We start from the raw sequence: 20384 nt of genomic DNA, 5'->3' as shown, positions 1-20384 counted from the left end.
GGCTCCGGTGGTGGGTGGCGGGTCCTCCGCCACCCACCGTCCGTCGTCAGCCGCCCGTCATCACCGCGCCCAGGATCGCCGCCAGATACGCCGGGTCCTTCACCCCGCACAGCTCGCGCGCCGAGTGCATCGAGAGGCCCGGCACCCCCACGTCCACCGTGGTGACGCCGAGGCGGGCGGCGGTGAGCGGGCCGATCGACGTGCCGCAGGGCATCGCGTTGTTGGAGACGAACGGCTGCCAGGGGGCGCCCGCCCGCTCGCAGGCGGCCGTGAACAGGGCGATGCCGGTGGAGTCGGTGGCGTACCGCTGGTTGACGTTCACCTTGACCGTCGGGCCGCAGTTGGGCAGCGGGCGGTGGTCGGGGTCGTGGCGCTCCGCGTAGTTGGGGTGCACCGCGTGCGCCATGTCGGCGGAGACGCAGAACGCCCCCGACAGCGCCCGCGACCAGTCCTCGTCGCTGCCGCCCCGGGCCGCGACCGAACGCGAGAGCACCCGCTCCAGCAGCGGGCTCTGGGCCCCCGTCTCGGAACCGCTGCCGACCTCCTCGTGGTCGAAGGCGGCCAACACCGGGACGAAGGACGGCTCGGTGACCCCGGTCGCCGCGTCGACCAGCGCGGTCACCCCGGCGTGCACGGAGACCTGGTTGTCCAGCCGGGACGCGACGACGAACTCCCGCTCGGCGCCCAGGTATCCGGGCGGCTGGACGTCGTGCAGCATCAGGTCCCAGCCCAGCACGTCCGCCGGGTCCTCCCCGGCCGCCGCCGCGACCAGCCGCAGCAGTTCGCCCTCGCGCGGGTCGCCCAGCGCCCAGATCGGGGCGATGTGGCGCTGCCGGTCCAGCGCCACCCCGTCGTTGACCGTGCGGTCCAGGTGGATGGCCAACTGCGGTACGCGGAGCAGCGGTTCGTCGATCTGTACGAGGCGGCTGCGCGGGGTGCCGTCCGGGCCGCCGCGCAGGGCGAGCCGGCCGGAGATGCCGAGGTCCCGGTCGAGCCAGGTGTTCAGCGGGACCCCGCCGTAGATCTCCACCCCGATCTGCCGCCACCCCGAACTGCCGGTGTCCGGTGCGGGCTTGATGCGCAGGTTCGGCGAGTCGGTGTGGGTGCCGACGATCCGGAACGGGGTGTGCGCGGGCGCGCCCTCGGGGACGTACCAGGCGATCAGCGCACCGGCCCGGCTGACGAAGCAGCCGCCGGTCGCCCCGGTCCAGTCGTCCGTGCCGAGCAGCTCGCGGAATCCGGCCTTCTCCAGCCGCTGGGCGGCGCTCGCGACCACGTGGTACGGCGAGGGGCTGGCGGCGATGAAGGCGAGCAGGTCGTCGGTGTGGCTGCGGTGGGGGGCCGGAGTCATTCGGCGTCCGCCTTTCCGGAGTTCGGCAGTGGCTGCGCGGCGAAAGGCCGCAGGGCGCCGTGGGGCGCCCTGCGGATCAGGCCGGTGCAGTCGGGCCGATGGAGATTGTCAGGAACGTTCGATAACCCTTCGCGGTTGCCCCCGCGCGGCGCAAGCCCGGAAGGCGGCGGGCTGCGGGAAAGCGGCGGTGCAGGACTGGCCATCCGCCCGGCGCGGGGGCGGGGGCGCGCGGCGCCTTTGGCGCGGGATGTTCCCTAACGCCTTTTCGTACGGTGTCCGTTCGGGCGAGCTGAAAGCGCCCGGCCCGTGGCGCCCGCATGACCTTCGCGACGGGCGGCAGGCGTGCGATGGAGGCCGTCGCGCCTGTTCCGGGCCCGGTCGGGCAGGTGGTGTCCGCTGTCGCGAGATTGGCTTGATATCGACGTACGGGGGTGCCCGTTGTACGGGAGAGGGGGCGCCCGTTCGGACGCCCCCTCCGCACCGTCTGCTGCCGCCGCCGGTCAGCCCAGGCCGGGGCCCCGGACCGGAATGCTGGTGAACGTGGGCGCCGGGGCGGGCTCGGTGAAGAAGTCGTTGCCCTTGTCGTCGACCACGATGAACGCGGGGAAGTCCTCGACCTCGATCCGCCAGACCGCCTCCATGCCGAGCTCCTCGTACTCGACGACCTCGACCTTCTTGATGCAGTCCTGCGCCAGACGGGCCGCCGGGCCGCCGATCGAGCCGAGGTAGAAGCCGCCGTGCGAGCCGCAGGCGTCGGTGACCTGTTTGCTGCGGTTGCCCTTGGCGAGCATCACCTTGGAGCCGCCCGCCGCCTGGAACTGCTCGACGTACGAGTCCATGCGGCCGGCCGTCGTCGGGCCGAAGGAGCCGGAGGCGTACCCCTCGGGCGTCTTCGCCGGACCCGCGTAGTACACCGGGTGGTCCTTGAGGTACTGCGGCATCTCCTCGCCCGCGTCCAGGCGCTCCTTGATCTTGGCGTGCGCGATGTCGCGCGCCACGACCAGCGGGCCGGTCAGCGAGAGCCGGGTCTTGACCGGGTACTTGGTCAGCTCGGCCAGCACCTCGTCCATCGGCCGGTTGAGGTCGATCTCCACGACGTCCCCGCCGGCCCCGTCGAGGTGCTCGTCGGTGGTGTCCGGGAGGAAGCGCGCCGGGTCCTTCTCCAGCTGCTCCAGGAAGACGCCCTCGGCGGTGATCTTCGCGGTGGCCTGGCGGTCGGCCGAGCAGGAGACGGCGATGGCGACGGGCAGCGAGGCGCCGTGCCGGGGGAGGCGCACCACGCGCACGTCGTGGCAGAAGTACTTGCCGCCGAACTGCGCGCCGATCCCGATCTTCTGCGTCAGCTCGAAGACCTTCTCCTCCAGCTCCTTGTCCCGGAAGCCGTGCCCCGTGGGGGAGCCCTCGGCGGGCAGCTCGTCCAGATAGTGCGCGGAGGCGTACTTGGCGGTCTTCAGCGCGAACTCCGCCGAGGTGCCGCCGACCACGATCGCCAGGTGGTACGGCGGGCAGGCCGCAGTCCCGAGCGAACGGATCTTCTCCTCCAGGAACTTCATCATGGAGGCCTCGTTGAGGACGGCCTTCGTCTCCTGGTAGAGGAACGACTTGTTGGCCGAGCCGCCCCCCTTTGCCATGAACAGGAACTTGTACGCGCCGCCGTCGGTGGCGTACAGCTCGATCTGGGCCGGGAGGTTGGAGCCGGTGTTCTTCTCGTCCCACATGGTCAGCGGGGCCATCTGCGAGTAGCGCAGGTTGAGCTTGGTGTACGCGTCGAAGATCCCGTGCGACAGGGCCTCCTCGTCACCGCCCTCGGTCAGCACGTTCTGCCCGCGCTTGCCCATGACGATCGCGGTCCCGGTGTCCTGGCACATCGGCAGGACGCCCGCGGCGGCGATGTTCGCGTTCTTCAGGAGGTCCAGCGCCACGAACTTGTCGTTGGAGGAGGCCTCCGGGTCGTCCACGATCCGCCGCAGCTGCGCCAGGTGGGCCGGGCGCAGATAGTGCGAGATGTCGTGCATCGCCTCGGCGGCCAGCGTGCGCAGCGCCTCCGGCTCGACCTTGAGGAACGTACGGCCGTCGGCCTCGAAGGTGGAGACACCCTCGGCGGTCACCAGACGGTACGGCGTGGTGTCCTCTCCCAGGGGGAGCAGATCGGAGTACGCAAACTCTGGCATTACGGCCATTCCTCACTCGGCGACAGCGGCTGACCTCCCTTGGGCAGCGCATCAACCAGGGTAGAACGCGCCTCCTCGGCCGATCCTGTGAGGTAAGGCTCACCTCGAGACCGGGCCTTCCGCCTCGGGCGCGCCGTTTCTCCCCCCGGGCGCGCCGCCCGGAGGGGTAGTCGCGATCTATCGCGTTTGGGTACGCTGGGCCGGTGGACCTAGAGAAGCAGCCCCAGCAGCCCGCCCGGCCGGCCGCCCCGCCCGCCCAGGTCTCGCCCGCCGAGGCCGCGCCCGGCGACTCGATCCGCGCCTCCGACGCCGACCGCGACCGGATCGCGGACATCCTGCGCGAGGCGATGGCCGAGGGGCGCCTGACGGCGGACGAGCACGCGGAGCGGGTCGACCTCGTCTACCGGGCCAAGACCGTCGGTGAACTCCAGCCGCTGGTCCGCGATCTGCCCGCCGCCTCCTCCGGAGCCGCCCCGGGTCGGGGACCGCAGCCGTACGCCTACGGCCCCGAACCGCAGGACGGCCCGACGGACAACCTCGTCGCGATCTTCAGCAGCGCCACCCGCAAGGGCCGTTGGCGCGTCGGCCCCCGGACGAACGCCTTCTCGCTCTTCGGCAGCGTGGAGATCGATCTGACCGAGGCGCTTTTCAGCCAACGACTCACCGTCATCAACGCCACGGCCATCTTCGGCAGTGTCGAGATCCGGGTGCCGGAGAACGTCACCCTGCGCGGCAGCGGAACGGGCGTCCTCGGCGACTTCGACGTCCGCACCCTGGAGTCGATGGACCCGGAGGCCCCGGTCGTGGTCGTGAACGGCTACGCGGTGCTCGGCAGCGTGGAGGCGAAGCCCAAGCGGGGCAAGTTCGTCACGGACCTCCAGCGGCGGCTGCGCAAGCACCTCGGGCACTGAGAACGGCTCGAACGGCTCGGCGGACGCACGTTCGGGAATCAGCCAGAACACCTCCCGGAGCCCTTGTCGCGCGCCGTGCGCCGGTGCCGCTGCGTGCATAGGCGTACACGCAACGGGTATGGACTGCTGCATCGTCTCTCGCTCGCGAAGCCGTAGCCGTCGTCAGGAGTAGACCGTGCTGCAACCGCCGCATCAGCCTCTGCAGGTCGCCGCCGTTCCTGCCCAGCGGACCCCCGCCCGGGAGGACGAGGCGGGCCCCTGGCACTCGGAGGCGGTGTGCCGCCGGGACGAAGCCGGGCTGTTCTTCGCCCCGTCGAAGGAGCCGACCGCCGCCCGACTGGCCCGTGAGGAGGCCGCCAAGCGCGTCTGCGCCCGCTGCCCGGTGATGGTGGCGTGCCGGGAGCACGCACTGATGCAGCCCGAGCCGTACGGGGTGTGGGGCGGGCTGACCGCCGCCGAGCGCCGGGTGGCGCTGGCCCGCAGGCGCCGGCGCGACATCGAGCTGACCGCCGCCGCACCGGCGGAGCGCATAGCCGCGGCCGGCTGAGACTTCGAAGGAAGCTTCAAAGGAGGAGGGGGCGCGGGGACCATGGCCCCCGCGCCCCCTCCTTCTGTCTGTCGCTCCGCTACTTCGCGCGGTCGAAGTCGATGGCGCTGTAGGCGCGCAGCTTCGACAGCCGGTGGGTCGAGGAGATCGTCCGGATCGTGCCGGACTTGGAGCGCATCACGATCGACTCGGTGGTGGCCGTCTCCGCGCGGTACCGCACACCGCGCATCAGCTCACCGTCGGTGATCCCCGTCGCCACGAAGAACACGTTGTCGCCGCTGACCAGGTCGTCGGTGGACAGGACCCGGTCCAGATCGTGGCCCGCGTCCAGCGCCTTCTGCCGCTCCGCCTCGTCCTTGGGCCAGAGCTTGCCCTGGATGACACCGCCGAGGCACTTTATGGCGCACGCCGAGATGATGCCCTCGGGGGTGCCGCCGATGCCCATCAGCAGGTCGACGCCGGTGCCCTCACGGGCGGCCATGATGGAGCCCGCCACGTCGCCGTCGGAGATGAACTTGATGCGTGCGCCGGTCTCCCGGATCTCCTTGACGATGCCCTCGTGGCGGGGGCGGTCCAGGATGACGACGGTGACGTCCTCGGGCGTGGAGTTCTTCGCCCGCGCGACGCGCCGGATGTTCACCGCCACGGGCGCGTTGATGTCGACGAAGTCGGCGGCCTCGGGACCCGTGACCAGCTTGTCCATGTAGAAGACCGCGGACGGGTCGAACATCGCCCCGCGGTCGGCGGCCGCCAGCACGGCGATCGCGTTCGGCATGCCCTTGGCGTTGAGCGTGGTGCCGTCGATCGGGTCGACCGCGATGTCGACCTCGGCGCCGGTGCCGTCGCCGACCCGCTCGCCGTTGAACAGCATGGGGGCTTCGTCCTTCTCGCCCTCCCCGATGACGACGACGCCGTTCATCGAGACGGTCGAGACGAGGGTGCGCATGGCCTTCACGGCGGCGCCGTCGGCGCCGATCTTGTCGCCGCGGCCCACCCAGCGCCCGGCGGCCATCGCGGCGGCCTCGGTGACCCGGACCAACTCCAGGGCCAGGTTGCGGTCGGGGGCCTCCGGGGAGACCTCCAATTGGGACGGCAGATGATGCTCGGACATCGGAGCGCACCTTTCTGTACGGCGACGACCGGATATGAGGGTGCTGTGACTCTATCGGTAGGTCGATAAAATGAGCAGTGCGGGTCACGCATGAGCACCCCGGTCCGTGTCCCCGCCGCCACCCACGGTCAGCGCCCACGCCGGGCCCCACCCTGCGGCCGGGCGTGCCGGGCCGCGTGCCACCATGGATGCCGTGGCAGAGAGCAAGCGAGGCAAGCAGACCGCCAGGAACATGTTCCTGTCGACCATGGTGACCGCCGCCTGTGCGGGCGTCATCTACATCTTCGTTCCGCACGACGAGAACCTCGACCCCGTCAAGGCCGTCGACTTCACCGTGGAACTGGCGACGGTGCGGACCACCGCGCCCTACCCGGTCGCCGCGCCGGAGGGCCTGCCGGAGAAGTGGAAGCCGACCTCCGTCTCGTACGACGCCACCGCCGGCAAGGCCTGGCACATCGGCTTCCTCGACCCGGACGGCAAGTACGTCGCGGTCGAGCAGTCCACGGCCGCCGCGCGGACGTACGTGCCCCAGGTCAGCCAGAAGGCCAAGGACACCGGGACCACCGCGAAGGTCGCGGGCCGCGAATGGCAGGTCTGGGAGGGCGAGAAGTACGACGCCCTCGTCCTGCCGGAGAAGGGCCACACCACCGTGGTGACCGGCTCGGCCCCCAGGGAGCGGCTGGTGGAGATGGCCGAGGCGCTGAAGACGGAGCCGGTCGGGGGCCCGGTGCCGTCGGCCTCTCCGACCGCCTCCTGAGCCTTCGCAGTTGTGCGTAGGTGAAGGGGCCCCGGAACACCAGGTGTTCCGGGGCCCCTTCACGTAGGCGCGTGGCCGCTCAGACGGTCTTGATGACCTCGTCGTAGGAGAGGCGCGGGCTGCGCGGGAACCAGGCGTCCTCGCCCGGCTTGCCGATGTTGACGACCATCAGCGGGGTGTGGTCGTCGTCCAGGAACTCCTTCTGGATGCCGGCGGCGTCGTAGCCGGTCATCGGTCCGGCGGCCAGGCCGGCGGCGCGGACGCCGATGATGAAGTAGGCGGCCTGGAGCGCGGCGTTGAGGCCGGCGGCCGACTCACGGACCGGGCGCTCGGCGAAGAACATGTCCTTGGCCTGCGGGAAGTGCGGCAGCAGCGCCGGGAGCTCCTCGTGGAACTCGTTGTCGGCGGCCAGGATGGCGACCAGCGGGGCGGTGGCGGTCTTCGGGCGGTTGCCCTCGGCCATGTGCTGCACGAGGCGCTCGCGGCCCTCGGCGGAGCGGACCAGGACGACGCGCAGCGGCGACTGGTTGAAGGCGGTCGGGCCGAACTTGACCAGGTCGTAGATCGCCTGGACCTGCTCGTCGGTCACCGGCTCGTCGGTGAAGGTGTTGGCGGTGCGGGCCTCGCGGAAGAGGAGGTCCTGGGCGGCGGGGTCGAGAACGAGGGACATGCGAGGGCAAACCTTCCGAAAGGGCGCGGGGGGAGTAACGCATCGACCGTAACGGAGAGGTAGGTTAACTTTCAACTAAAACCGGAGGGGAGTGATCCACTCCACAGCTTCCCGGGTCTCGCCCCGCCGCGCGATCAGCCGTCGGAGGCCGTGCCGGGCTCGCTCTCCGGCCGGGCCAGCGCCGCGTCCAGCCGGGCCCGGGCACCCTCCAGCCAGTGGCGGCAGATCTTCGCCAGCTCCTCGCCCCGCTCCCACAGGGCCAGCGACTCCTCCAGCGTCGTGCCGCCCGCCTCCAGCCGGCGTACGACCTCGATCAGCTCGTCCCGCGCCTGCTCGTACCCGAGCGTGCTCGTCGCGGCAGCCGCCGCCGTACCGTCGTCCGTCATGTGAACCACCCTAGTTCCGAGCTGCAACGTCATCGCGGGGTCCGTCCCCGTCCACCCGCACCGTGAACTCGCCCTCCGAGACCCGCGCCCGCAGCGGCTCACCGGGCGCCCCGGCCTCGTCGGGGGAGCGCACCACATGGCCGTCAGGCCGCTGGAGCACCGCGTACCCCCGCTCCAGCGTGGCGGCGGGCGACAGCGATACCACTCGGGCCCGGGTGTGCGCGAGCTCCGAATCGGCCCGGTCCAGCAGATGGCCCAGCACCCGGCGGCTCCGCCCGACGAGCGCGTCCACCTCGGCCTCGCGCTCGTCCACCAGCCGCTGCGGCCGCTCCATCGCGGGTCGGCCCAGCGCGTGCGCGAGCCCCCGCTCCTCGCGGTCGAGGATCCCCCGTACGGTCCGCAGCGCCCGGTCCCGGAGCTGCCGCACCTTCTCCAGCTCCTCGCCCACGTCCGGTACGACCTTCTTGGCCGCGTCCGTGGGCGTGGAGGCGCGCAGGTCGGCCACCAGGTCCAGCAGCGGGGAGTCGGGCTCGTGGCCGATCGCGGAGACCACCGGCGTACGGCACGCGGCGACGGCCCGGATCAGCTGCTCGTCGGAGAACGGCAGCAGGTCCTCCACGCTGCCGCCGCCCCGCGCCACCACGATCACGTCCACCTCGGGCAGCGCGTCCAGCTCCTCGATGGCCTGGACCACCTGGCTGACCGCGTTCACCCCCTGCACGGCGGCGTTGCGGACCTCGAAGCGCACGGCGGGCCAGCGGCGGCGGGCGTTCTCCAGGACATCGCGCTCGGCAGCGGAGGCCCGCCCGCTGACCAGCCCGATGAGCTGCGGCAGGAAGGGGAGCGGCTTCTTCCGGGCCGGCGCGAAGAGCCCCTCGGCGGCCAGCGACTTCTTCAGCTGCTCCAGCCGCACCAGCAGCTCGCCGATGCCCACCGGCCGTATGTCAGTGGCCCGCAGCGACAGCTGCCCCCGGGGCGCGTACCACTCGGGCTTGGCGAGGACGACGACCCGCGCGCCCTCGCTGACCACGTCGGCGATCCGGTCGAAGACCTGCCGGAAGCAGGTCACGCTCACCGAGATGTCGTGGGACGGGTCGCGCAGGGTCAGGAAGACGACCCCGGCACCCGGCCGCCGCGAAAGCTGGGTGATCTGCCCCTCCACCCAGATGGCACCGAGCCGGTCGATCCACCCCCCGATCAGGCGCGACACCTCACCGACGGGCAGCGGCGCTTCCGCGGACGTGTTGAGAGCCATGCGCCCGAGCGTATCGGGACGCACCGACAACGACGGCGGTCCGGGAAGGGCAACCCCTTACCGAGACGCGTACCGAGGCCCTTACTGCGGCCCTTACTGAGGACGCTCCATCCCGCGCCCGCCCGCCCCCTGCACCGCGAGCACCACGAACCCCACCGCCAGCCAGCACACCCCCACCACCTGGGCGCTCGTCGTCGCCTCCACGATCACGGCGACCAGCACCCCCGCCCCGACCACCGGGAACAGCACGTGCTTCCACCAGACGGGCGGCCCCGACATCCGGCGTACGACGAACCAGCCGACCACCGACGCGTGCAGCAGCACGAACGCGGTCAGCGCCCCGATGTCCACCACCGACACCAGATGGTCGAGACCGTCGTCGCGCCGGGCCGCCCACACGGCGGCCACCAGCGTCACGATCGCCGCACCCAGGATCGCCAGCCGCGGCACGCCCGACTTCGGGTCGACCTTCGCGAGGAGGTGCGGCAGCCGCCGCTCCCGGGCCATCGCGAAGACCAGCCGCCCGGCCGCCGCCTGCCCCGCCAGCGCCGCGAACGCCGCCCCGATCGCCTTGCTCACCGCCACCAGGTCGTGCAGCCAGGTCCCGACGGAGGCGTCGACCGCGTCGTAGAAGGCCGACCCCTGCGCCGCCGGATCCGCCGCCAGCTCGGCCGAGCTCATCGGCTCCAGCAACGCGGCCAGATAGGTCTGCACGATGAACAGGGAACCCGCGAGCACCAGACAGAACAGCACCGCCCGCGCCACCTTCTGCGACCCGCCCGTCACCTCCTCCGCGAACGAGGCGATGGCGTCGAACCCCAGATACGACAGCACCGCCACCGACACCGCGCCCAGCACCGCCGCCATGGAGAACGCCGCGTCCCCGGTCAGCGGTGTCAGCCACCCGCGCTGCGCCCCGTCCCGTACGAGGACGACCACGGCCGACACCACGAAGACCAGCAGCACCACGATCTCCATGGCCAGCACGGCGAACCCGACCCGCGCCGCCGCCCGCACCCCCCACAGATTGAGCAGCGTGGTCACGAGGACGGCGATCGCGGTCCACACCCACCGCGACACCTCCGGGACCAGCGCGTTCATCGCGATCCCGGAGAAGAGGTAGGCGACGGCGGGGATCAGCAGGTAGTCGAGCATCGCCATCCACCCCGCGATGAACCCGGGCCCTTCCCCGAGCCCCTTGCGGGCATACGTGAAGACCGAGCCGGCGAAGGGGGCGACCCGCACCATCTGGGCGTAACTGAAGGCGGTGAACCCCATGACGACGGTGGCCACGATGTAGACGAGGGCGACCGACCCGCCGGACTTGGCGTCGAGCGTGCCGAAGATGCCGACGGGGGCCATGGGGGCGATGAACAGCAGCCCGTAGACGACGAGGTCCCGGAAGCCGAGGGTCCGCCGCAGCTTCCCCTCCTCGACGCTGCTTCCGCTGTCGCTTCCCGGGACCGACGTCATGAACCCTCCACAGTCACTGTCCGCCACAGATCGTTCCCCCAGGTACCGCCATCAGTCTCCCGACCCGGCCGTCGAGGCGCCCGCTGGGTACGGCCTTACGATGGGACGCATGACTGCAAAGCCTGCCCGCCGTGTCCTGCTCGCCGCACCCCGTGGCTACTGCGCGGGCGTGGACCGCGCCGTGATCGCCGTCGAGAAGGCCCTGGAGCAGTACGGGGCCCCGATCTACGTCCGCCACGAGATCGTGCACAACAAGTACGTCGTGCAGACCCTGGAGAAGAAGGGTGCGATCTTCGTGGACGTCACCGCGGAGGTCCCCGAGGGCTCCATCGTGATGTTCTCCGCGCACGGAGTCGCGCCCACCGTCCACGCGGAGGCCGCCGAGCGCAGGCTCGCGACCATCGACGCGACCTGCCCGCTGGTCACCAAGGTCCACAAGGAAGCCGTCCGGTACGCCAAGGAGGACTACGACATCCTCCTGATCGGCCACGAGGGCCACGAGGAGGTCATCGGCACCTCCGGCGAGGCCCCCGACCACATCCAGCTGGTCGACGGCCCCGAGGACGTGGCGAACATCGAGGTCCGCGACGAGTCCAAGGTCGTCTGGCTCTCCCAGACCACCCTCTCCGTCGACGAGACGATGGAGACGGTGGGCGCGCTCAAGTCGAAGTTCCCCAACCTCCTCTCGCCGCCCAGCGACGACATCTGCTACGCCACGCAGAACCGCCAGATCGCGGTGAAGAAGCTGGCCGAGGACGCCGAGCTGGTCATCGTGGTCGGCTCCAAGAACTCCTCGAACTCCATCCGCATGGTCGAGGTCGCCCTCGACGCCGGAGCCGACGCCGCGTACCTGGTCGACTTCGCGAGCGAGATCGACGAGGCGTGGCTGGAGGGCGTGTCCACGGTCGGCCTGACCTCCGGTGCCTCGGTCCCCGACGTCCTGGTCGACGGGGTCCTGGAGTGGCTCGCCGAGCGTGGCTACGAGGACGTGGAGACGGTCAAGACGGCCGACGAGTCGATCACCTTCTCCCTCCCCAAGGAGCTCCGCCGCGACCTGCGCGCCGAGGCGGCGGCCCTCTCCGCCGAGTAGGCGCGGGCAGACACCGAGTAGGCGGAGTAGCAGGGCACGGCGCCCTGCCTCCCCGTACGGTGTTTCCATGGAGATCTTCGGCGTGGACATCGGCGGTTCAGGGATCAAGGGCGCTCCCGTGGACCTGGACCGAGGGGACCTGGCGCAGGAGCGCCACAAAGTGCTGACACCGCATCCGGCCACGCCCGACCGCGTGGCCGACTGCGTGGCCGAGGTCGTCGGCCACTTCGACTGGCAGGGCCCCATCGGGATCACGTTCCCGGGCGTCGTCACGGACGGCGTCACGCGCACGGCGGCCAATGTCGACAAGGGCTGGATCGACACGGACGCCCGCGCCCTGCTGGGCGAGCGGGTCGGCCAGCCGGTGACGATCCTGAACGACGCGGACGCGGCGGGGGTCGCGGAGATGACGTTCGGCGCGGGCCGGGGCCGTAAGGGCACGGTCATCATGCTGACCCTGGGTACGGGCATCGGCAGCGCGCTCTTCGTCGACGGCCGCCTCGTCCCCAACACCGAGCTGGGCCACCTGGAGCTGCACGGCCACGACGCGGAGAAGCGCGCCTCCACGAAGGCCAAGGAGGACGAGGACCTCAGCTGGCAGCACTGGGCGCACCGGGTGCAGAAGTATCTGCTGCACGTGGAGATGCTGTTCTCGCCCGAGCTGTTCATCATCGGCGGCGGAGTGAGCCGCAAGGCGGAGAAGTTCCTGCCGCTGATCGAGAAGGTCCGCGCGGAGATGGTCCCGGCGGAGCTGCAGAACAACGCGGGGATCGTCGGCGCGGCGATGGCGGCGGCGGGGAAGTAGGCGTCGGCGCTACCGGCTGGCGCGGGGCCGTTCGGCCCGCCCGGCCGGCGCGCCCGCCCCGGCCACCTTCTTCGGCACCCGGCCCGCCGCGGGCCGCGGGGCCTTCTCCGCTCCTCCCGTACGCCCCTGGGCCAGCAGATACCGCTGCCTGGCCCGCATGTGCAGAACCTTGCGTACGGAGGCGATGAGACCGGCGATCAGCGTTCCGCCGTACAGCCAGCCGGCGTGCACGGCGAGCGCGGTGACCAGGGCCATGGTCTGCCCGCCGAATCCTTCCGACCCCCCGGAGATCGGGAAGACCCCGACGGCGAAGGCGATGGGCACGCTGATCGGCGCGGTGACGAGGTCGGCGGGCCGGACCCAGAGCGCGGTGAGCGCGCTGACCGGCAGGAACAGCAGCCCGTAGACGAGTTCGGAGCTGTCGAACAGCAGCCGGTCCAGACAGGCGAGCACGAACATGGTCAGCGCGGCGAACAGCCCGGCCCCGATCCCGGTGAGCCGGGGGTTGGGGAACCGCCGCAGGGCGAGCAGCACGGGAGGCACGGCACGCACCCGCCCGCCGCTGCCACCCGCCCGGTAGACGGTGGCGGACTCGCCGAAGGCACCCTGCACGGGCGGGACGGGAGGGGCGGACGCGGCCTGCGGGGCCGGCCTGCGCTGCGGGGGACGTGTCCTGTGCTGCTCCACGGGGACAACGTAGGTCGCGGGGCGGGAGGAATCAGGCGTTGGACACGCGCTTTGGCCGACCTTGGCGTTGCGTTCGATGCCACACGGCCGAAACGGACCTGTTCGGCGGTGTACGTACGGCCTGCGGCGGACCCGTGCGGGGCCGCGCGCCCCCGCCCGTAAACTGGAGAATCGGTCCACTCCGTGACCCGGCCCGAACCGCTGAGCCGGCCCCGGACGCCCCTGACCCCCTCCTCACTCCAGGAAGTCGCCAAAGTGTCGCTCACGATCGGAATCGTCGGTCTGCCGAATGTCGGCAAGTCGACCCTGTTCAACGCCCTGACCAAGAACGACGTGCTGGCGGCCAACTACCCGTTCGCCACGATCGAGCCGAACGTCGGTGTGGTCGGCGTCCCGGACCCGCGCCTGAACAAGCTCGCGGAGATCTTCAACTCCCAGAAGCTCCTGCCGGCCACGGTGGACTTCGTCGACATCGCCGGCATCGTCCGGGGCGCGTCGGAGGGTGAGGGCCTGGGCAACAAGTTCCTCGCGAACATCCGGGAGTCCGACGCGATCTGCCAGGTCATCCGCGCCTTCAAGGACGAGAACGTCGTCCACGTCGACGGCAAGGTCTCGCCGAAGGACGACATCGAGACGATCAACACCGAGCTGATCCTCGCCGACCTCCAGTCCGTCGAGAAGGCCGTCCCGCGCCTGACGAAGGAGTCCCGCCTCCAGAAGGACAAGATCGCGGTGCTCGCCGCGGTCGAGGACGCGCAGAAGATCCTGGAGTCCGGCCAGACCCTCTTCTCGGCCGGCATCACGGCCGCCACGGAGAAGGGCAAGCTCCTCCACGAGCTGCACCTGCTCACCGTCAAGCCGTTCCTCTACGTCTTCAACGTCGACGAGGACGAGCTGGTCGACGAGGACTTCAAGAACGAGCAGCGCGCCCTGGTCGCCCCCGCCGAGGCGATCTTCCTCAACGCCAAGATCGAGTCCGAGCTCATCGAGCTCGACGACGACGAGGCCCTGGAGCTCCTCCAGTCCATGGGCCAGGAGGAGCCCGGCCTCGCCACCCTCGGCCGCGTCGGCTTCGACACCCTGGGCCTCCAGACCTACCTCACGGCAGGCCCGAAGGAAGCCCGCGCCTGGACCATCAAGAAGGGCGCCACGGCCCCGGAGGCGGCCGGTGTGATCCACACCGACTTCCAGAAGGGCTTCATCAAGGCGGAGATCATCTCCTTCGACGACCTGGTCGAAACGGGCTCGGTCGCCGAGGCCCGCGCCAAGGGCAAGGCGCGCATGGAGGGCAAGGAGTACGTGATGCAGGACGGGGACGTCGTGGAATTCCGCTTCAACGTGTAGCCGTACCGATACTTTGCGTCAGGCGATTCGTCGGGCGTGCATGCAGGAAGGGGCCCGCCTCCCTCGGAGGCGGGCCCCTTGTGCGCTGATGTCATGGTATGCACTAACCTCCATGTTGCTAACATCGGCGTTAGTATCATGCTTGGAGGTCGACAGGCGTGGTGGATTTCGTAGGCCGTCGGCAGGAGCTGGCGACGCTGGAGCGAGAGCTGCAGAAGGTGGCGGCAGGGGTCGGCGGGGAGCGGCCCGGTCGGTGCGTGATGCTGCGGGGGCGGCGCCGGGTGGGCAAGTCGCGCTTGGTCGAGCGGTTCGCGGAGCGCTCCGGAGCTCCGTTCCTGTTCTACGCGGCGACCGGTGCGGCCCCCAGGGATGAACTGGCGCGGTTGGCCCGGGACGCCCAGGCGTCGACGCTGCCGTTGGCGGGGCTGGTGGCCGCCGCACGGCCGGAGAACTGGGATGCCGCGTTCGATGTGCTGGCTGCGGCGCTGCCCGCCGACCGGACGAGCGTGCTGGTCATCGACGAGGCGCCGTACCTGATGGACGCCGATGGCGCCTTTGAGGGGATGCTGCAACGGGCCTGGGACCGGGTGCTGGAGACGAAGCCGGTGCTGTTGGTCCTCATCGGTTCCGATCTGTCGATGATGGAGGCTCTGAACAGCTATGACCGCCCCTTCCATCAGCGCGGCCGGGAGATGGTGCTCGGACCGCTGAACCCCGCCGAGGTGGGGCGGATGCTCGGGCTGGATCCGGCGGAAGCCTTCGATGCGGCGCTGGTCACCGGCGGACTGCCGCTGATCTGCGCGGAGTGGCCGCGGGGCGCAGGGCTGTGGGACTTCCTCGGTGAGGCGCTGAACGACCCGGTCTCGGCCCTGCTGGTGTCGGCCGAACGCTCGCTGGCTGCCGAATTTCCCCCACAGGCTCAGGCGCGTACGGTGCTCGCGGCCATCGGCAGTGGTGAACGGAGCTTCACCAACATCGCTCGTGCGGCCGGCGGTATCGGGGCCACGCCGCTGCAACGAGCGCTGGAGCTGCTCACGGACAAACGGATCGTCGCTGCGGAGCTGCCCGTGTCGCTGCGTCCGTCGAAGGATCGCCGCTACCGGGTGGCAGATCCCTACCTGCGGTTCTGGCTGCACCTGCTCGGCCCCTCCATGGAGGAGATCGAGCGAGGGCGGGGCGATCTGACCTTGGCGCGGATCCGGGAGAGCTGGACCAGCTGGCGTGGCCGGGCGGTCGAGCCGCTCATCCGCGAGGCGCTCGCCCGGACACTGCCCGACGATCAGCTCCCCGCAGCCCCCGCGGTGGGCGGCTACTGGACCCGCACCAACGACGTCGAGATCGACATCGTGGGGGCGGACCGCGCCCCCATCGCCAAGGAGCTGTTCTTCGTCGGCTCGATCAAGTGGCTGGAGCGGTCCCCCTTCGACCGGCACGACCTGGCGGCTCTCCATCGACACCGGGCCGCCCTCACCGACGAACCCGTTCCCGTCGTGGCGGTCTCGCGCAGCGGCGTCGGACCTCCGGGCCTCGACGCAGCCTACGGCCCCGGTGACTTGCTGACCGCTTGGCCGCTGTGAGTGGCGGATCGCAGGCGAGGCGCGGGAGTTCGTGAGCGCGATGGTGCCCCAAGTGCTGATGGGGCCCCCAGTGTTGCGGAGAAGCCCCTCGGGCCCCGGCCCTTGTCGGCGCTGTTGTGCGGCGTCGGCGATCCTGGGCCCTCTCGTATCCATGTCGTGAATCCCGGCACCCGTGCTGATATTGCGCCACATTTCGGTCACGCAGCCACCCAGGGGGAACTCCGCCGAATGTGTGAACTCCGCCACACCGGCGCGCTCTTGACTGCCCGGCAACGGCACTCCGGTGCGGTCGCGCCCGGCAATGCTTTGCGTGTCGGTGTCGTTACTTTCTGACACCACCTACCTGGCGCCGCCCTCGCCTTTCATCGCGCCTCGCCCTGAAGTGGGAAAAGCCTGGATGTCACATGTACGTAACCAAGATGCGAACTCGCCGACGGCATCGTTCAAGCAGGTCGGAGGTGGAGATGAGAGGGTTCTGCGGGGGTCCCGACGGGTGCGCTCGACCGCAGTCCTGGGGGGCTCCGGCCCCCGCCCTTGGTTTGGGGTGGGCGTGACCCCGTACGCTATGCTCCGATAACCGTCTCACCTGGCGCTGGCAGGCTTCGTAGCCGTCGCGCACGCCTCGGAACGAAGGCACGACGGATCACGAATGGAAGGACGACGATGGCGCGTTGCTCAATTGCGGCCATATCCTGGGAGCGCGTGCATCTCACTCTCAATGTGGCGGTCTCCGACTTCACTGGAGATCCTAGTGCTCTGCGCTTCCTGATAGTTGACAACGGGCGAGAATTCCCGGTGAACTCTCAGCAAATCGACGCCGAACACCACCGCTTGGACATCAACGTCACCAACTTCCGGGACCGGCGCCAGGTGCCCAACGGTACGTGGCGGATCGTCCCGGTGATCGATGACGAGCGACTGCCTGAGGCGACCTTCGACCTCAAGACCGCGGACCGGCTCGACTCCGACTCCCGTACCTTCCTGTACGACCAGAACCGGTCCGTATACGTGATCGCGTTCGGGATCTCGGACGACGAGGACCACCCCGCGTTCCTCATGCGGACGTACCAGCTGTTCCGCGGTGCCGGGGCGAAGAAGCCGGCGAAGAAGAAGCCGCTCGGCAAGCGAATATCGCTGAAGGTGTTCCCGCGGGCCCGGCGCCGGAAGATGGCCAACAAGTTCTACCGGACGGCCCGTCGGCTGAACCCGCCGAAGGGGAACCGGATCCTGTTCGCCTCGGAGATGCGCACCGGTCTCGGTGGCAACCTGGCGCGCGTCCACGACCGGATGATCGAGCGCGGTCTCGACAAGAAGCACACGTTCAATTATTCGTTCCGTGTGCCGGCGACGGCGAACAAGTGGAGCACGCTCCGCCTGATCTACCGGCTGGCGACGTCGGACACCGTCCTGATGGACGACTACTTCGGTCTTCTCGCGAACCTCAACATCTCGCCGGACACCAAGATCATTCAGCTCTGGCACGCCGGCAGTGGCTTCAAGGCCGTCGGTTACAGCCGGTTCGGCAAGTACGGTTCGCCGAAGCTGTCCAACGCCCACCGCAAGTACACCTACGTCATCACCGGGTCCAAGCACCTGGTGCCGGTGTACGCCGAGGCGTTCGGTATCGAGGAGTCGGCGGTCGTCCCGACGGGTCTGCCCCGCATCGACACCTTCCTGAACGAGGACCACTCGCGGAAGGTCAAGGACGACTTCTTCGCCTCCTACCCGCACCTCAAGGGCAAGAAGATCGTGCTGTTCGCGCCGACCTTCCGCGGGAAGAGCATCGGGGACGCGCACTACGACTACGACCGCATCGACTTCGAGAAGCTCCACGAGGTCTGCGGCGACAAGTACGTCGTCCTCTTCCGGATGCACCACTTCATCTCGGAGGAGCCGCCGATCCCGGCCGAGTACGCGGACCGGCTGATCAACTTCGCGGAGTTCCCGGACACGAACGACCTGCTGCACGTCACCGACGTGCTCGTCACGGACTACTCGTCCGTCATCTACGAGTACACGCTGCTCGACAAGCCGATCCTGTTCTACGCGTACGACAAGGACACGTATTCCGTGGTCCGCGGATTCCACCGCGACTACGACGCCGTTGCCCCCGGCAAGGTGTGCGTGACCTTCGATGAACTGCTCAAGTCCCTGCAGGACGAGGACTTCGACCTTTCCAAGGTCGAGGAATTCCGGCGGGACAACTTCGACTACGTCGACACGAATTCGGCGGACCGCGTGATCGACTGGCTGGTCGTCGGAGATCACGGCAATGAGACCGGCGGATTCCAGCCGTGGCTCGCACCCGTCCCGGACGATACCGCGGTGGGAGACCAGCCGCTCAGTGACCAGTCGGAGGAATAAAACATGAACGTCGCCCTGCTTTTCGCCGGAGGCATCGGCTCCCGGATGAACAGCCGTGCCCTTCCCAAGCAGTTCCTGGAAGTCCACGGCAAGCCCGTCATCATCCACACCCTTCAGCACTTCGAGGCGCACCCCGAGATAGACGCGATAGCCATCGCGATCCTCCCGGAGTACCGCGAGCACATGATGAAGCTGCTGACGCGCTATGAGATCCAGAAGGTCAAGTGGGTCATCGACGGCGGCAAGACCGGTCAGGAGTCGCGGCACAACGCGCTCAAGACCGTCGCCGCCGAGTGTCCCGAGGACACCGTCGTGCTCGTCCACGACGGCGTGCGGCCGCTGATCGACGCCAAGCTGATCAGCTCCAACATCGCGACGGTGCTGGAGCACGGCTCGGCCATCACCTGCACCAAGTTCAACGAGACCGTGGTGTCGAGTGAGCACGACCACATCGACGACGTGATCCCGCGCGACCACATCTACGCCGCCCAGGCCCCGCAGAGCTTCCGGCTCGGCGAGATCCTCTCGCTGTACGACCGGGCGGTCGAGGAGGGCGAGCACGACAGCATCGACTCGTGCTCCCTGATGCACCGGTACGGCCGCAAGATCTACCGGGTCGTCGGCCCCCGCTCGAACATCAAGATCACGACGGCCGAGGACTTCTACCTCTGCCGGACGTACTTCGAGATCCTCGAGAACCAGCAGATCGTAGGGCTGTGAGCTCCATGACCACCGTTTCCAGCCCGGTCGTGGCGCGCGACCTCGAAGAGATCCTCGACCGTGACCTGCCGTGGGGCGAGCTGTCCGGCACCACCGTGCTCGTCACCGGTGCGAGCGGCATGCTGCCGTCGTACGTCGTCTACACCCTGCTCGCACTGAACGACCGGCACGGCGCGGGCATCACCGTGCACGGCCTGGTGCGGAACGAGGAGAAGGCCCGGCGGCTGCTCGCGGACGTGCTCGACCGCCCGGACTTCCACCTGGTCGTCCAGGACGTGTCGGCTCCCCTGGAGCTGCCCGGCCCCGTCGACTACGTGATCCACGGGGCGAGCGCCGCACGGCCCGCCCTGCACGGCAGCCAGCCGGTCCTGACGATCAAGGCGAACCTGCTCGGCACGTTCAACCTGCTCGACCTCTGTGTGGAGAAGGCCAGCCGCGGCTTCCTGCTGATGTCCTCGGCGGAGGTCTACGGTGCCCAGGCCCCGGAGACCGAGCTCATCGACGAGCAGAGCTACGGCGGGTTCGACATCCTCAACCCGCGGGCCTGCTACGCCGAGGGGAAGCGCGCCGCGGAGACGATCGGCGCGACCTACCAGGCGCAGTACGGCATCCGCAGCCACGTCGTCCGGTTCGGCCACGTCTACGGGCCGGGCATGGCGCTCGACGACGGCCGGGTGCAGGCCGACTTCGCGGCGAACGTGGTGGCCGGCAAGGACATCGTCCTCAACAGCGACGGTTCCGGCGTCCGGACCTACACCTACGTGGCCGACGCCATCGCCGGGCTGTTCTACGCGCTGCTCCGCGGTGACGAGGCGGCCTACAACGTCGCGGACCCGGCCGGTCTGGTCTCGATCCGCCGGCTGGCCGAGCTCTTCACCGAGGTGCGCCCGGAGCGCGGGCAGCAGCTCCGGTTCACCAACGAGGCCGACGCGCGCGCGTACAGCATGAGCAAGAAGCAGGGCCTGGACAGCGCCCGGCTCGCGGCGCTCGGCTGGAGCGCGGTGGTCGATCTGCCGACCGGTCTGGACCGGATGGTGACCCACCTGGAGTCGACGGTCGCGGGCGGCGCCTAGAGCGTCTCCCCGCACTGAACAACGGCCTCGGGCCCGGACGGAAGTCCGGGCCCGAGGCCGTTGTTCAGTGGCTGCCGATGAGCCGCCGGAGG

The 20384-nt window shown here is 69.8% G+C and carries 18 protein-coding genes; 10 read left to right on the top strand and 8 right to left on the bottom strand.

The window, feature by feature from the left end; translation table 11 throughout:
* Positions 1–46 precede the first annotated feature (46 nt).
* Positions 47–1351 carry a M18 family aminopeptidase gene (locus IF17_RS0101545; RefSeq protein WP_030561317.1) on the bottom strand — a complete coding sequence of 435 codons (1305 nt, stop codon included), beginning with the start codon at positions 1349–1351 and terminating at the stop codon, positions 47–49.
* A 500-nt stretch (positions 1352–1851) separates the two neighbouring features.
* Positions 1852–3522, bottom strand: a complete 1671-nt coding sequence (locus IF17_RS0101540) for a fumarate hydratase (RefSeq protein WP_030561315.1) — start codon at positions 3520–3522, stop codon at positions 1852–1854.
* 203 nt (positions 3523–3725) lie between these two features.
* Between IF17_RS0101540 and IF17_RS0101535 the strand changes: the two genes are divergently transcribed.
* Positions 3726–4433 (top strand): DUF1707 SHOCT-like domain-containing protein, encoded by a 708-nt coding sequence (locus tag IF17_RS0101535; protein ID WP_030561313.1) that lies wholly within the window; start codon positions 3726–3728, stop codon positions 4431–4433.
* Between the two features lie 175 nt (positions 4434–4608).
* Positions 4609–4980 (top strand): WhiB family transcriptional regulator, encoded by a 372-nt coding sequence (locus tag IF17_RS0101530; RefSeq protein WP_015611061.1) that lies wholly within the window; start codon positions 4609–4611, stop codon positions 4978–4980.
* Between the two features lie 79 nt (positions 4981–5059).
* Here the strand turns inward: IF17_RS0101530 and glpX are convergent, their stop codons facing one another.
* On the bottom strand, positions 5060–6091 hold the full coding sequence (gene glpX, locus IF17_RS0101525) for a class II fructose-bisphosphatase (protein ID WP_030561311.1): 1032 nt from the start codon (positions 6089–6091) through the stop codon (positions 5060–5062).
* Positions 6092–6275: 184 nt separating this feature from the next.
* Between glpX and IF17_RS0101520 the strand changes: the two genes are divergently transcribed.
* Positions 6276–6848 (top strand): DUF4245 domain-containing protein, encoded by a 573-nt coding sequence (locus tag IF17_RS0101520; RefSeq protein ID WP_076965773.1) that lies wholly within the window; start codon positions 6276–6278, stop codon positions 6846–6848.
* 79 nt (positions 6849–6927) lie between these two features.
* On the opposite strand, the gene IF17_RS0101515 is transcribed toward IF17_RS0101520, so the two are convergent.
* From IF17_RS0101515 to IF17_RS0101500, 4 genes are all read right to left on the bottom strand, one after another.
* Complete coding sequence (locus IF17_RS0101515) at positions 6928–7518, bottom strand: malonic semialdehyde reductase (RefSeq protein ID WP_030561307.1); 591 nt, start codon at positions 7516–7518, stop codon at positions 6928–6930.
* A 134-nt stretch (positions 7519–7652) separates the two neighbouring features.
* Positions 7653–7904, bottom strand: a complete 252-nt coding sequence (locus tag IF17_RS0101510; RefSeq protein WP_030561305.1) for an exodeoxyribonuclease VII small subunit — start codon at positions 7902–7904, stop codon at positions 7653–7655.
* Between the two features lie 10 nt (positions 7905–7914).
* Positions 7915–9159 (bottom strand): exodeoxyribonuclease VII large subunit, encoded by a 1245-nt coding sequence (xseA, locus tag IF17_RS0101505; RefSeq protein ID WP_030561303.1) that lies wholly within the window; start codon positions 9157–9159, stop codon positions 7915–7917.
* A 93-nt stretch (positions 9160–9252) separates the two neighbouring features.
* Positions 9253–10632, bottom strand: a complete 1380-nt coding sequence (locus IF17_RS0101500) for an APC family permease (RefSeq protein ID WP_030561301.1) — start codon at positions 10630–10632, stop codon at positions 9253–9255.
* 100 nt (positions 10633–10732) lie between these two features.
* On the opposite strand from IF17_RS0101500, the gene IF17_RS0101495 reads away from it, so the two are divergent.
* Both IF17_RS0101495 and ppgK read left to right on the top strand, forming a co-directional pair.
* Complete coding sequence (locus IF17_RS0101495; RefSeq protein WP_209437743.1) at positions 10733–11722, top strand: 4-hydroxy-3-methylbut-2-enyl diphosphate reductase; 990 nt, start codon at positions 10733–10735, stop codon at positions 11720–11722.
* Positions 11723–11789: 67 nt separating this feature from the next.
* Positions 11790–12527: a polyphosphate--glucose phosphotransferase gene (gene ppgK, locus IF17_RS0101490; protein ID WP_030561297.1), complete on the top strand. Its 738-nt coding sequence runs from the start codon at positions 11790–11792 to the stop codon at positions 12525–12527.
* A gap of 9 nt (positions 12528–12536) precedes the next feature.
* Here ppgK and IF17_RS01000000136065 read toward each other — a convergent pair whose 3' ends face one another.
* The gene (locus tag IF17_RS01000000136065) at positions 12537–13139 is read right to left on the bottom strand and encodes a DUF6542 domain-containing protein (RefSeq protein WP_076965775.1); all 603 of its coding nucleotides are present in this window, start codon (positions 13137–13139) and stop codon (positions 12537–12539) included.
* A gap of 330 nt (positions 13140–13469) precedes the next feature.
* On the opposite strand from IF17_RS01000000136065, the gene ychF reads away from it, so the two are divergent.
* From ychF to IF17_RS0101460, 5 genes are all read left to right on the top strand, one after another.
* Complete coding sequence (gene ychF, locus IF17_RS0101480; RefSeq protein WP_030561293.1) at positions 13470–14558, top strand: redox-regulated ATPase YchF; 1089 nt, start codon at positions 13470–13472, stop codon at positions 14556–14558.
* A 158-nt stretch (positions 14559–14716) separates the two neighbouring features.
* The gene (locus tag IF17_RS0101475) at positions 14717–16135 is read left to right on the top strand and encodes an ATP-binding protein (RefSeq protein ID WP_030561291.1); all 1419 of its coding nucleotides are present in this window, start codon (positions 14717–14719) and stop codon (positions 16133–16135) included.
* Positions 16136–16930: 795 nt separating this feature from the next.
* Positions 16931–18499 carry a CDP-glycerol glycerophosphotransferase family protein gene (locus tag IF17_RS0101470; RefSeq protein ID WP_030561289.1) on the top strand — a complete coding sequence of 523 codons (1569 nt, stop codon included), beginning with the start codon at positions 16931–16933 and terminating at the stop codon, positions 18497–18499.
* Positions 18500–18502: 3 nt separating this feature from the next.
* The gene (locus tag IF17_RS0101465) at positions 18503–19219 is read left to right on the top strand and encodes an IspD/TarI family cytidylyltransferase (protein WP_030561286.1); all 717 of its coding nucleotides are present in this window, start codon (positions 18503–18505) and stop codon (positions 19217–19219) included.
* A gap of 5 nt (positions 19220–19224) precedes the next feature.
* On the top strand, positions 19225–20292 hold the full coding sequence (locus IF17_RS0101460; protein ID WP_030561285.1) for an NAD-dependent epimerase/dehydratase family protein: 1068 nt from the start codon (positions 19225–19227) through the stop codon (positions 20290–20292).
* The last annotated feature ends 92 nt before the right edge of the window (positions 20293–20384 follow it).

The organism is Streptomyces cyaneofuscatus, from assembly GCF_000718135.1.
GTDB classification, from domain to species: domain Bacteria; phylum Actinomycetota; class Actinomycetes; order Streptomycetales; family Streptomycetaceae; genus Streptomyces; species Streptomyces cyaneofuscatus.
Note: the sequence above shows the minus strand (reverse complement) of the source record. Positions and strands in the feature narration are given on the sequence as shown.